The organism is Sulfuriferula multivorans (assembly GCF_003851125.1).
Classification (GTDB): Bacteria; Pseudomonadota; Gammaproteobacteria; order Burkholderiales; family Sulfuriferulaceae; genus Sulfuriferula; species Sulfuriferula multivorans.
In genome coordinates, this window is the sequence record NZ_BGOW01000003.1 from 87,519 (window position 1) to 101,552 (window position 14,034).

Here is a 14,034-nt window from a genome sequence, read left to right on the forward strand (position 1 = left end):
GCCCTTGCTTACTGCCAGCCGTAGCGGCGCGTATAGAACCGCTTCATTGCCTGAATCAGTAGCACGTAGGCGAACAGGATGGCGACCAGGAACGGAAAGTAGGCGAGCGGCAGCGCTTGCAGCCTGAAGTAATGCGCGAACGGCCCCATCGGCAACAGCACCCCGACCATCATCACAGCCATCGTCGTTGCCAGCAGCGGCCAGCCGATGCGGCTCTGGATGAACGGTATTTTCTGGGTGCGCAGCATATACACGATCACCGTCTGCGACAGCAGGCTCTCGATGAACCAGCCCGACTGGAACAGGGTCTGATGCGCTACCGTGTTGGCACCAAAAATGAACCACATCAGGGCATAAGTAGCGATGTCGAAGATGGAACTGACCGGCCCGAAAAACACCATGAAGCGGCTGATATGCTCCGGATTCCAGCGTTGCGGCAGCCTGACCTGCTCCTCGTCGACGTTGTCGAAGGGTATGGCGGTCTGCGAGATATCGTAGAGCAGGTTCAGCACCAGCAGATGCAGCGGCAGCATTGGCAGGAACGGCAGGAAGGCGCTCGCCACCAACACCGAGAACATGTTGCCGAAGTTCGAGCTGGCAGTCATCTTGATGTACTTGAGCATATTGGCGAAGGTCTTGCGGCCTTCGATCACGCCTTCTTCCAGCACCATCAGGCTCTTTTCCAGCAGGATAATGTCGGCAGCCTCCTTGGCGATGTCCACTGCGGTATCCACTGAAATGCCGATGTCGGCGGCGCGCAAGGCGGGCGCGTCGTTGATGCCGTCGCCCATGAAACCCACCACATGACCATTGGCTTTGAGCGCGCGCACGATGCGCTCCTTGTGTGCAGGCGAGAGTTTGGCGAACACGTTGTGCTGTTCGACCACGAGCGCCAGCTCGGCATCGCTGATTGCCTCGATCGTATTGCCCAGTATCACGCCTTGCGTCGGCAAGCCGACTTCACGGCAGATTTTGGCAGTGACGCGCTCGTTGTCCCCGGTCAGGACTTTCACGGCGACACCGTGTGCCTGCAGCGCCTTGAGTGCAGGGGCGGTGGATTCCTTGGGCGGGTCGAGGAAGGCGATATAGCCCACCAGGACCAGGCCGGATTCGTCCGCCACACTGTAAACGCTCTGGGTGGGCGGGGTTTCTTTCATCGCGACCGCCACCACGCGCAGGCCCTCTTCATTGAGTGCGGCGGTCAGGCTATTCACCTGCGCCAGCAGTTCAGCCGAGAGCGGCTCGATCGCATCGCCATGCTGCACCCGGTTGCACACACCGAGGATCTCCTCCACCGCGCCTTTGCAGATCAGCTCGTGGTGATCGTCGCGTTCTGACACCACGACGGACATGCGCCGCCGCTGAAAATCGAAAGGGATTTCGTCCACCTTGCGGTAGTGCTTTGCGACGTTGAGTTCACGATGCACTTCGGCGTGTTCCAGCACCGCAACGTCGAGCAGGTTTTTCAGGCCGGTCTGATAATAGCTATTGAGATAGGCATACTCCAGCACCTGATCCGACACCTCGCCGAACACGTCAGTGTGACGAGCCAGGAAAATTTTGTCCTGGGTCAGGGTACCGGTCTTGTCGGTGCACAGCACGTCCATCGCGCCAAAGTTCTGGATCGCGTCCAGGCGTTTGACGATGACTTTCTTGCGCGACAGAACCACTGCGCCCTTGGCCAGAGTGGCAGTGACGATCATCGGCAGCATTTCCGGAGTCAGTCCCACCGCAACCGACAACGCGAACAGGAACGCCTCGACCCAGTCGCCCTTGGTAAAGCCGTTAATGAACAGCACCAACGGCGTCATCACGAACATGAAGCGGATCAGCAGCCAGCTGACTTTGTTCACCCCGGCCTGGAAGGCGGTCGGCGCGCGGTCGGTGGTGGTCACGCGCTGGGCCAGCGCCCCAAAATAAGTGTGGCTGCCGGTAGTGACCACGATGGCCGTTGCCGAACCACTCACCACGTTGGTGCCCATGAACAGGATATTGTCCAGTTCCAGCGGATTGGTGGCCTCCGGGTTACGTGGGTTGGCGTACTTCTCCACCGGCAGCGATTCACCCGTCATTGCCGACTGCGCCAGGAACAGGTCTTTGGCGGTCAGCACGCGCAGGTCCGCGGGGATCATGTCGCCCGCCGACAGCACCACCAGATCTCCCGGCACCAGTTGCCTGATCGGCACTTCGACCTTGCGCGGACCTTTCGGATGCAGGACTGCGTTGAAGTATTTGCGTGCGTCCTCGGCAGCCTCTTCGGCCGGATCACGGCGCATCACGGTGGCCGTGTTGCTCACCATCGCCTTCAGTTTGTCCGCCGCCTTGTTGGATTTGGACTCCTGCCAGAAACGCAACAGCGTGGACAGCACCACCATGGTCGAAATGACGATAGTCGCCTTCATGTCCCCGGTAAGGTAGGACACCAGTGCAAGAATGGTGAGCAGCAGATTGAACGGATTGCGATAGCTGTGCCATAGATGCAGCCACCACGGCATGGGTTTTTCGTGCTCAACCTCATTGGCGCCGACGCGCTCGCGGATAGCCTCGGCCTCGTTTTCGCTCAGGCCGTCGGCATGCGAGCCAAGGCTGTTCAGCAACGCATCGACGTCGCTTTTGGCGGCGCCCGTCAGGGTCTGTGCCAGCGAATGTGGCACTTCTTTGCTGACACCCGTGCCGGTGAGCGCATCGAGAAGGACAAGCCGCCGGAAGTGCCGGCTCATGGCGCGACTGCGAATGAAGCCGGCAAAAACCTCTTTCAGAATATTGAAATTCATTTTTTTCCATTCAAACGACAAATTTGAATTAGCGCATTATGTCGCAGCAGGCTGTCTCGCAGCTTACCGTGGCCATTGCATTCCAAAGGAGAACGATGAGGCGAGTTCGAAGCCATGCGCCAACATGAATGTATGGCCACGCAAAGCAGGGTCGGTGCGAAGTGATGCAAGGGAGCCGGTCAGGGAATGACCGGTGTTTGACACCGCTTCTCGCGCTCGGCGAGATAGCGGCAGAAGAGGTTCTGCGGGTTATCTAACCGGGCAATCGCCAGTTATGCACTGGCGCCAACTGTCACCTGAACTAGTACCCACAAAGCATCTCCGCTTTAAATAACAGCGCGCATGGTAGCCCAACATGGTGGGCTTGGAAAGTGACTTTTTTGTGTCAGTCAGCACTGTTCCCAGGGCAGGCCCTCGAAGCGCCAACCGGAGAGGCTGCCGCGGTGATGATGATCGTCGAGCGGGCCTTCAAAACCGTGCAGCACGTTGTAAACTTCAGAGTAGCCATGCTGCTCGAGAAACTGCCCGGCTTCAGCGGAACGGTTGCCGCTGCGACAGATCAGTACCAGCGGGCGGTCGACCGAAGTCGCGCGCCGCACCTGGGCAAGAAAGTGCGGATTCACATCCCAGTCCGGAAATTCGTTCCAGGCGATATGGATGCTATCTTTCGGGTGGCCGATGAACAGGAACTCCATTTCCGAACGCACGTCGATGAATACCGCATCCGGATGGGTTTGCAGGAAAGCGTCTGCTTCTTTCGGGCTGAGATGTTGCATGGGGCAACTCCTTGAACGTAAATGGTGCTAAGGCATCCAGCCGCATTGGCTTAAGCCACTGATTCCACGTATCATAACCGCCTTTCCGCCGTACCATACACCGTCATGACCACACGCACCGATTTACTCCTCGCCGCCCTCAAAAAACGCATCCTGATCCTTGATGGCGCCATGGGCACCATGATCCAGAGCTACAAGCTGGAGGAGGCCGACTATCGCGGTGCGCGCTTTGCCGATTTTGCCCATGACCTGAAAGGCAACAACGACCTGCTGGCGCTCACTCAACCGCACATTATTCGCGCCATACACGCGGCCTATCTGGAGGCGGGTGCGGATATCCTGGAGACCAACAGCTTCAACGCCACGTCCATTTCGATGGCGGATTACCATATGCAGGATCTAGTCTACGAGCTTAACGTCGAGGCCGCCAGACTGGCGCGCAGTGCAGCGGATGAGTACTCGGCCAAAACTCCTGACAAACCGCGTTTTGTCGCCGGCATCCTGGGGCCCACCAGCCGTACTGCCAGCATGTCGCCGGACGTGAACGACCCCGGATTCCGCAACGTCAGTTTTGATGAGCTGGTCGTCGCCTACACCGAAGCGACGCGCGGCCTGGTGGATGGTGGCGTGGACATCCTGATGGTGGAAACCATTTTCGACACGCTCAACGCCAAGGCCGCGCTGTTTGCGGTCGAAAAATATTTCGACGAACACGGGCTGCGTTTGCCCATCATGATTTCCGGCACGATTACCGATGCTTCCGGGCGCACCCTGTCCGGCCAGACCACAGAGGCGTTCCTGAATTCGGTGCGCCATGTGCGGCCATTGTCCATCGGCCTGAACTGCGCGCTGGGAGCGAGCGAACTGCGCCAGTATGTCGAGGAGTTATCCAACAAGGCGGACTGCTTTGTCTCGGCCCACCCCAACGCCGGGCTGCCCAACGCGTTTGGCGAATACGACGAATCACCCGCAGCAATGACCGCGCAGATCCGCCAATGGGCGCAGGCCGGAATGCTGAACATCATCGGCGGCTGCTGCGGCACCACGCCTGCGCATATCCAGGCGATCCGCGAGGCGGTGGAAATTTATCCGCCGCGCGTGATCCCCGATATCGAGAAAAAGTTGCGCATCTCCGGGCTGGAGCCATTCAATCTGGGCGAGGGCGACCTGTTCGTCAACGTCGGCGAGCGCACCAACGTCACCGGCTCCAAGATGTTCGCGCGCCTCATCATCAACGGCCAGTACGACGAGGCGCTGGCGGTGGCACGCACCCAGGTGGAAGCCGGCGCGCAGATCATCGACATCAACATGGACGAAGGCATGCTCGACGCGGAAGCTGCGATGGTGCGCTTCCTCAACCTGATCGCCTCGGAACCCGACATCGCGCGCGTGCCGATCATGATCGACTCGAGCAAGTGGTCGGTGATCGAGGCGGGCCTGAAATGCGTGCAGGGCAAGTCCATCGTCAACTCGATCTCGATGAAGGAAGGCGAAGCCGAGTTCATCGAACGCGCCAAACTGTGCCGGCGTTACGGCGCGGCGGTGATCGTGATGGCGTTCGACGAAGCGGGGCAGGCCGACACCCGCGCGCGCAAGGTGGAAATCTGCACCCGCGCCTATAAAATCCTCACCGAACAGCTCGACTTTCCGCCCGAAGACATTATTTTCGACCCCAACATTTTCGCCGTCGCCACCGGCATCGAGGAGCACAACAACTACGCGGTGGACTTCATCGAAGCGGTGCGCGAGATCAAGCGCACCTTACCGTTTGCGAAAATCTCCGGCGGCGTATCCAACGTGTCGTTCTCGTTCCGCGGCAACGAACCGGTGCGCGAGGCGATCCACACCGTATTCCTGTATTACGCGATCCAGGCCGGCATGGATATGGGCATCGTCAACGCCGGCCAGCTGGGTGTGTACGACCAGATTCCCGCCGATTTACTCGAACATGTCGAGGATGTGATTTTGAACCGCCGCCCCGACGCTACCGAGCGCATGGTGGAGTTTGCCGACAGCGTGAAGGGCTCGGCCAGGGAACAGGTGGAAGATTTGTCCTGGCGTGAAGCCCCGGTCGGCGAACGCCTCACCCATGCGCTGGTGAAAGGCATCACCACCTACATCATCGAGGACACCGAAGAAGCCCGCCAATTGGCCGCGCGCCCGATCCACGTCATCGAAGGCGCGCTGATGGACGGCATGAACGTGGTCGGCGACCTGTTCGGCGCGGGAAAAATGTTCCTGCCGCAGGTGGTGAAATCGGCGCGCGTGATGAAACAGGCGGTGGCGCATCTGATTCCGTTCATCGAAGAAGAAAAGCTGCTGAGCGGCGTGGCTGCCGAGGCCAAAGGAAAGATCATCATGGCCACGGTGAAAGGCGACGTGCACGACATCGGCAAGAACATCGTCGGCGTGGTGCTGGCGTGCAACAACTACGACGTGGTGGATCTGGGCGTGATGGTGCCCGCCGCAAAAATACTGCAAGCCGCAGTCGATGAAAAGGCCGACATCATCGGCCTGTCCGGTCTGATCACCCCTTCGCTGGAGGAAATGGCCCACGTCGCCAAAGAGATGGAACGCCTCGGCATGAAGCTGCCGTTGCTGATCGGCGGCGCTACCACGTCGCTGGCCCACACCGCGGTTAAAATCGAGCCTCATTACAGTGGCGCCACGGTGTATGTGAAAGACGCCTCGCGTGCGGTGGGGGTGTGCACACAACTCCTCTCCCCGGAGTTGCGCGACGCCTACATGGCCGAGGTCAAGGCCGATTACATCCGCATCCGCGAAAGCCACAAGGGCAAGCGTGCCCAGTCCAAACGCGCCACGCTGGCGCAGGCGCGCGCCAACGCGCTGGTCACCGACTGGAACGCCTACACGCCACCGGTACCCAGACAGCTGGGCGTGCAGGTATTCACGCATTACCCGCTGGCGGAGATCGCCCGCTATATCGACTGGACCCCGTTCTTCCAGACCTGGGAGCTGCACGGACGCTATCCCAAAATCCTGCACGATGAAGTGGTGGGCGAAGAAGCGCGCAAACTGTTTGCCGATGCGCAGGCGATGCTGAAACGCATCATCGACGAAAACTGGCTGCACGCCAACGGCGTGATCGGCCTGTTCCCGGCCAACCGCGTAAGCGACGACATCGAAATCTACACCGACGAATCGCGCACCCAGGTGGCGATGACCTACCATGCCCTGCGCCAGCAAATGGAAAAGCCGCCGGGCCGACCCAATATGTGTCTAGCCGACTTCATCGCACCCAGGGACTCCGGCGTAAAAGACTACATCGGTGCCTTTGCCGTCACCGCAGGGCTCGATATGGACGAGCGTGTGGCAGCGTACGAAAAAGATCTCGATGACTACAATGCCATTCTGTTCAAAGCGCTCGCCGACCGTTTCGCAGAAGCTTTTGCCGAGTGCATGCACGCCCGTGTACGGCGCGAATTCTGGGGATACGCCGCAGACGAAACACTCAGCGACGAAGAACTGATCGATGAAAAATATCGCGGCATTCGTCCCGCGCCAGGGTATCCCGCGTGCCCCGAGCACAGCGAAAAAGCACCGTTATTCGAACTGCTGCACGCCACCGAAAACACCGGTATGCAGCTGACTGAAAGCTTCGCCATGCTGCCCGCTTCAAGCGTGTCGGGATTCTATTTCTCCCATCCGGAATCCAGCTACTTTGCTGTCGCCAAGATAGATCGCGACCAGCTCGAGGATTATGCACAGCGCAAGGGCTGGGATATTGCCACCGCCGAGCGCTGGCTGGCGCCAAATTTGGGCTACGACGGCGAAGTATAAAGACGGCTGCTTTTGAGGCCGCTTTAAAAAAAGCGTTACCGGCCGTGTCAGAGATGCTGGCGGTCAGTTCATGCGGAGCCGTGCCTCGAGCCCGGAGTATTCCAGACTTTTCTCGATGCCCTTTGCAATTGCGTGCATCTTGGCATCGTGACACTGCGCGGCATCGCGCTGACCCTGCGCAGCAAGCAGACGAGCCAGCGCGGCCTGCACATCCATCTGCAGTCGCACACGGCCGATATCCTGCGCCAGCGCCGCGGCGCGGGACAATTCTGCCTGCGCCTCCCGGTATTCTTCCTCCATCAACATCGCCTCCCCGCGCCAACGTCGCGCCACCGCTTCGAGCTCGCGCAGGCCGTTCGGCTCGGCGATTGCGAGCAGTTCGTCACCATACACGCGACAGCGGCTCGCGTCGCCCGCCGTGAGTGCGATCTCCGCCAACCCGTCAAGACACCGGACCGTCATGTAGCGCTCTGAAGTGCGGCATGTTTGTTCGAGCGTGGTCTGCAGGGCCCGCGTACTAAGCTTTTTCCCGAGCCTCGACCGCGCGACGGCAAGGTGTGTGTCGATCGCGGCGCGCCAGAACAGGATGCCGGTGTCGCGCCCGAGCGTGAGTCCGCGTTCCAGATGTTCGATCGCCAGCTCGTTCAAGCCGAGGTCGAGCAGGAGATGACCGATGCAATCGCAGGCGATGAGCTGGTAGCGCACCTGACTGAGACTCTCGAGCCAGTGCAGGGTCTTTTGCATACCAGTCCACGCCTCGCCGTAACGGCCCGTGCAGGCCCGGGCATGATCGAGCCCGAGCAGTGTGGGACCAAAGTGCCACTGCAGGTCTGCGGAACGCGCGATGTCGAGCGCCGCCTCGAAGCTTGCCGTGGCGCGCGGGTAGTCACCGAGCCCCCTGGTCCCGATGCAGGCGTGCCCGATCATCATCAGGTTCTCGGACTCGTAACTCTTGTCGCCGATGCCGCGGGCCAGCGCGAGAGAGCGGGTGTAGCATGCGATCGCCGCCGCGGGTTCCGCGTTCGCGAAGTGCGCCTCACCGCGGCCATGATAAGCCTGCACCGCGACGAGATCGGTGAAACCCGTGCGCTCGCAGATATCGACCGCCTGCTGGTGGAATCCGATTGCCTGATCGTTCTGCCCGGTGCTCCACGCGACCGTCCCAAGGTGATAAAGGGTGTCGGCCGCATGGCGCTCATCGTTCATTGCGCGAGACTCGGTCAGCGCTTCGGTGAGGCACGCCGTCGCTGCTTCATATTGATCTGCGCGCCGATAGGCCATGCCCAGCTGGATCAGCGCGTCACGCGTCTTGGCGCGTTCGCCGCCGGCACGCAACACATCAATGACGCGGCGCATGTCGGCGACGGCACCCTGAGTCTGTCCGGCCTGCGCGCGCGCCGCACCGCGCTGCTCGTAGATCGCAAGACGTTGCCGCGCGTCCAGCGATTCCGGGTGCGCCTCGAACAGCGCGACCGCGCGATCCAGCCAGTGCAAGGCATCGCGCATCGCAAACAGCGTCTGCGAGTGTTCTCCGGCGAGGACCAGGTAATGGAGCGCCTTCGACCAGACGTGTGCGCGCTCGTAGTGTTCCGCCAGCTCGGCATCGCGTTCGTGCGTTGCGTCCTCACCGCGGCGTTCCAGAGCCTCCGCCACCGACTGATGCAGCAGCCTGCGCCGTGCACCGCCGATGTCACGATAGAGCACCTCGCGAAGCTTGTCGTGGCTGAAGTCGTATACGCCGCCCTCCGGTTCCTCGCGCAGCAAACGGCGCTTGACGAACGCCTCCACCGCGTCGAGCAGCGGCGTTTCCGGCTCGCGCGTGACATCGAGAAGCGTATCGAAGTCGAAGCGGCGGCCGAGGACTGCGGCGGTTTCGAGCAGCGGTCGGATCGCTTTGGGCACGTGCGCGAGCCGCACGCGCACGGCGGCTCGCAACGCGTCGGGGAGCAACCCCGGCGCGCTGCTCGCGGATTCCAGCTGCGTCTCGCCATCGCTCAAGGATTGCAGAATCGACATCAGGAAGAACGGATTGCCTTCGGTTTCGCGATGCAGGCGCTCGGCCAGGCCGGGTATGCCGAGGTTCGCATCGGCAAGCGCCGCGACCAGGCTCTCGGTATCGGCATAATCCAGCCGGGCGAGTGGCACACGGCGTGCATCGGTGTCGCGGCGCAAGCCCTCAACCAGCTGCGCGAACCGCTCGTCGCTGTCGACAGCCTCGTCACGATAGGCGTAGATCACAAGCACCGCGCGCTGCGCGGCATGGCGCGCGAGATAATGCAGCACTTGCGCGCTGGCATCGTCGGCCCACTGGATGTCGTCCACCATGAAAACAGCCGGGCGACCGCCTCGCGATGCCTCGAGCAGTTGATCCACGGCACGCGACAAGCGCGCCTGTCGCGCCTCGGGAAAATCCTTCGACAATTGCGGCAGGTCCGGAATACGCTCGCCAACCTCGGGCACCAGGGCGGCGAGTTCGGCGAGCGACACGGGCGACATGGCGCGCAACGCCGCGTCCGACACGCGGTCCAGCGCGCGCGTCACGAGGCCAATCACGGGCTGATATGGCATCGCGCGTTCGATCTCGTAGCAGTTCGTCGCGAGCGTCGGCAAGTCCTGGGCGTGCGCATAGCGCGTGACCTCGCGCAGCAAACGGCTCTTGCCGATTCCCGGCTCGCCTTCGATCAGGACGGTGTACCCGGCGCCGGCGGTGAGCCGCGCAATGAGTCCGATGAGTAGGCCATACTCGTTACTGCGACCGACGAAGGGCGTGGTATCGCTCGCAGCGCCAATGGCCGAATCGGGCAGGGGAAGAATCGGTGCGGCGGGTGCAGCGGCACGCGCACCGGTACCGACCGGCGCGCGGTCCAGTTGCAGATGGCTCGTGGCGTGCAGCGCACGTGCCGCATCGAGGAAATCGCGCCGCTCCATTTCGGGTATGGCGAGCGATGCGGCGAGTCTTTCCGCGAGTCGCCGCGAAGGGCGACGCTCGTCGGCCTCGATCTTTCTGATGGTGAAACCCGAGCAGCAGACCCGCTGGGCGAGCGCCTCCTGGGTAAGATCCAGCGATTTGCGGCGGCGCCGCAGCCAGTAACCAAATGAATGTGTCTGGTCCTCCATGCCGCTTGGCCCTCCGTTACATCCTGCGCATTTAAGTCTAGCAGCTTAGTCCGCGCTTTTGTCCCGCTTTTTGTCCCGCTTTGCGGGACCCCGTACCCTCTCTCCTGGGGTGAAATGGGCGTGTCTACCGGTAAGCACCAGGCGGTTCCGATGTTGCGCAACAGGACCGCGATGCTACACGCAGACAAATCCCAGTCCACCTCATAAAAAGGAGTACAGCCATGTCAGCAGTTATTTCCACTTCCACCCCCCTCATTGATCTTGCTGCCGTGAAGAACAAGCAGCACCTGGCCTGGTCGGCTGGCGATTATGCCGTCGTCGGCACCACGCTGCAGATCGTCGGCGAGTCGCTGTGCGAAGCGCTCGACCTGCATGCCGGCGAACGCGTGCTCGACGTCGCCGCCGGCAACGGCAATGCGACACTTGCCGCCGCACGGCGCTGGTGCGACGTGGTCTCGACCGATTACGTTCCGGCGCTGCTCGAGCGCGGACGCGCCCGGGCGAGCGCCGATGGCCTGCCGGTGCAGTTCGAGCCGGCGGACGCCGAGAATCTGCCATATAAAGACCACAGTTTCGATGTGGTGTTGTCCACCTTCGGCGTAATGTTTACGCCCGACCAGGAGAAGGCGGCCGCGGAAATGGCGCGCACCTGCAAACCTGGCGGCAGGATCGGCCTCGCGAACTGGACACCGGCCAGTTTTGTCGGCGAAATCTTCAAGACCATGGGCAAATATGTGCCCCCGGCAGCCGGCGTGAAGTCGCCCGCGCTCTGGGGTACCGAAGCGCGGCTGCGCGAGCTGTTCGGCGAGCGGCTCGACTCGATCGTGATCGAACGCAGGGACTTCGTGTTCCGCTACCGCAGCGCGGCCCATTGGCTGGAGGTCTTTCGCACCTTCTACGGTCCGATGCACAAGGCGTTCGGGGCGCTCGACGCCGAGAAGCAGGAAGCGCTCGCCACCGACCTGATCGCTCTGGCCGAACGCTTCAATCGCGCGACCGATGGCACGCTGGAGGCCCCGAGCGAGTACCTGGAGGTAGTCATCCGGCGCAAGTAGTGCGCGGATACAGCCATAGACATCCCACCGCAATAAGGAGCCACAAAATGAATATTAGCGATGTCATGATTCACATCAATGAGTCTCTGAGTGAAGAAGCACGCACCTCTCTCGAGAACACACTGCGAAAGGTCGAGGGGGTCGTTTCGCCAAAGTTTAACGCCGGCAAGGAGCATCTCCTGGTGATCGCCTATGACACGGAAACAACCAGCACTGCGGCCTTGTTGGAGCAGGCCCGGGCAGCAGGCTATACCGCCCAGCTGGTAGGTATGTAAACGAGGCGGTGTTCTGCTGGCCGGTTGCCGAACTGCGTACGTTAGCAAGATGGAAATATGTTGCGCGGGAAGTTGACATCCGACTCGTGCGTGGGGAGACCTGAAACAAGGCTGGTCAGTAGTTGCACCCGGCTGCAACAGCTACTTTATTTTTCTCATACAGCCCTGTAAAACTGAAAGGAATTCATCATGACTACTACACTCTATCAACGTCTGGGCGGAGCTGATGGCATTGCCCGCCTCGTGGACGACGTCATTGCTGCACATCTGGATAACCCCATCGTCAAAACCCGCTTCGAGAACATCAAAGACATGGAACACGCCAAACGGATGGCACGCGAATTTTTCTGCGCGGGCTCCGGCGGTCCGGAACCCTACACGGGCAAGGACATGCTCGCCGCACATAAAGGCATGAACATCAGTGAGCAGGAGTACCTGGCGGTGATGGATGACATTGTCGGCGCAATGAACAAACATAGACTGGATGAGGGCACGAAAAATGACGTGATCGCCATTCTCTACTCGCTGAAGGGCAACATCATTCGCGTATGACAATGGATCGCTGCATTCGGGTGGGGCACCCCTTTTTTGGCGTGCCCATCAATTTGAACATTGGGCGAGGATGGGCAAGGGAGTCATGTTTTATAAAGCGCTATAAAGGAGCTATATAGTGGATGCCAACGCCGCCGACAAGATCCGGCAGCCACCAAGAACCCGGGGAGAACAGCCATGGGCAAGCGATACGACAGCATTCTGGGCACCATCGGCAACACGCCGGTGATTCGCATCAACAAGTTGGGTCCCAAGGGCGTCAACCTCTACGTCAAGGTGGAGTCTTTCAATCCGATGGGGTCGGTAAAGGACCGGCTGGCCCTAGGGGTGATCGAGGACGCCGAACGGCGCGGAGAACTCAAGCCCGGACAGACGATCGTCGAGGCCACGAGTGGCAATACCGGCATCGGCCTGGCCATGGTCTGCGCCCAGAAGGGCTATCCCCTGGTCGTCACCATGGCCGAGAACTTCAGCGTGGAGCGGCGCAAGCTGATGCGATTTCTCGGCGCCAGGGTCGTTCTGACGCCGGCCGCCCAGAAGGGCTCGGGGATGGTGGCGAAGGCCGAGGAGTTGGCCAGGGCGCATGGCTGGTGGCAGCCGCGCCAGTTCGAGAACCCGGCCAATGCGGAGATCCACGCCCGAACCACCGCCGTGGAGATCCTCGAGGACTTCGCCGATGTTTCGCTCGACTACTGGGTCACCGGTTTCGGCACCGGCGGCACGCTGAACGGCGTGTCGCGAGTGCTGAAGGAGAAAAGCCCGCATACGCAGATCATCGTCTGCGAGCCGGATAATTCGGCCATGCTGGCCAGCGGCATCGCGCAGGCGAGGCACGACGACGGATCCCACCGCGCGAGCCATCTCCGATCGCGGCCGCACCTGATGCAGGGATGGTCCCCGGACTTCATCCCCCGACTTGTGGAACAGGTCACTGCGGCCAGCCGCATTGATGACTTTGTGTTGATCGACGGCCAGGACGCGCTGCGCTGTGCCAGGTCGCTGGCGCGACAGGAAGGCATCTTCGTCGGCATCTCTGCGGGCGCCACTTTTTCGGGTGCGCTGCAGGTCGCCCAAGCCGCGCCGCAGGGCGCCAACATCCTGTGCATGCTGCCCGATACCGGCGAGCGCTACCTTTCCACACCGCTGTTCGACGATATTGCCGTCGAGATGACCGAGGAGGAGATTGAACTGTCGAGGTCGACGCCGGGATTCCGATTCGATGTCACCCCGGCAGCCGCACCGGCGCCAGTGGAAACGGCGGATGCCCTGGACGAAGCGGCCACCAGCGAGGTCGATGCCATATTGCGCGACCCGGACCGGCCTGTCGTCATGTTCGCCTACGAGTGGTGCGAGTTCTGCAACGCGGTCCGCAAGGTGTTCTCGGAGTATGGCATCGCCTATACCTCGATTGATCTCGATTCGGTCGCCTATCAGCAAGGCGACCGCGGCATCAAGATATTCGAGGTTCTCAAGCGGCGCACCGGATCTTTCACCTTGCCTCAGATCTTCATCGGCGGCGACTTCGAAGGTGGTGGCACCGACGTGTTCGACAGTCTGAAGTCAGGCCGGCTGCACACCCGCCTGCAAAAACACGGGGGTACCATCGACCCGTCAGTCAAGACCAATCCCTATGAACGTCTGCCCAAGTGGTTGCACCCACGTTGAACCGGCGCCGATTGGTTCT

At 61.1% G+C, this 14,034-nt stretch carries 8 protein-coding genes; 5 read left to right on the forward strand and 3 right to left on the reverse strand.

Annotated elements, in window-relative coordinates:
- Window positions 1-8: 8 nt before the first annotated feature.
- Window positions 9-2,774, reverse strand: coding sequence for a magnesium-translocating P-type ATPase (mgtA, locus tag EI185_RS03030; protein ID WP_124703647.1), 2,766 nt, complete (start codon window positions 2,772-2,774; stop codon window positions 9-11).
- Window positions 2,775-3,163: 389 nt separating this feature from the next.
- Window positions 3,164-3,550: a rhodanese-like domain-containing protein gene (locus EI185_RS03035; protein ID WP_124703648.1), complete on the reverse strand. Its 387-nt coding sequence runs from the start codon at window positions 3,548-3,550 to the stop codon at window positions 3,164-3,166.
- Between the two features lie 105 nt (window positions 3,551-3,655).
- On the opposite strand from EI185_RS03035, the gene metH reads away from it, so the two are divergent.
- Window positions 3,656-7,351: a methionine synthase gene (gene metH, locus EI185_RS03040; RefSeq protein WP_124703649.1), complete on the forward strand. Its 3,696-nt coding sequence runs from the start codon at window positions 3,656-3,658 to the stop codon at window positions 7,349-7,351.
- A gap of 63 nt (window positions 7,352-7,414) precedes the next feature.
- On the opposite strand, the gene EI185_RS03045 is transcribed toward metH, so the two are convergent.
- The gene (locus EI185_RS03045) at window positions 7,415-10,468 is read right to left on the reverse strand and encodes an ATP-binding protein (protein WP_124703650.1); all 3,054 of its coding nucleotides are present in this window, start codon (window positions 10,466-10,468) and stop codon (window positions 7,415-7,417) included.
- A gap of 221 nt (window positions 10,469-10,689) precedes the next feature.
- On the opposite strand from EI185_RS03045, the gene EI185_RS03050 reads away from it, so the two are divergent.
- From EI185_RS03050 to cysK, 4 genes are all read left to right on the forward strand, one after another.
- Window positions 10,690-11,523 (forward strand): class I SAM-dependent methyltransferase, encoded by an 834-nt coding sequence (locus EI185_RS03050; protein WP_124703651.1) that lies wholly within the window; start codon window positions 10,690-10,692, stop codon window positions 11,521-11,523.
- 47 nt (window positions 11,524-11,570) lie between these two features.
- Complete coding sequence (locus EI185_RS03055) at window positions 11,571-11,798, forward strand: hypothetical protein (protein WP_124703652.1); 228 nt, start codon at window positions 11,571-11,573, stop codon at window positions 11,796-11,798.
- 189 nt (window positions 11,799-11,987) lie between these two features.
- Complete coding sequence (locus EI185_RS03060; RefSeq protein WP_124703653.1) at window positions 11,988-12,350, forward strand: group I truncated hemoglobin; 363 nt, start codon at window positions 11,988-11,990, stop codon at window positions 12,348-12,350.
- 177 nt (window positions 12,351-12,527) lie between these two features.
- Entirely contained in the window at window positions 12,528-14,015 is a 1,488-nt protein-coding gene (cysK, locus tag EI185_RS03065) for a cysteine synthase A (RefSeq protein WP_124703654.1), read from the forward strand.
- Window positions 14,016-14,034 lie beyond the last annotated feature (19 nt).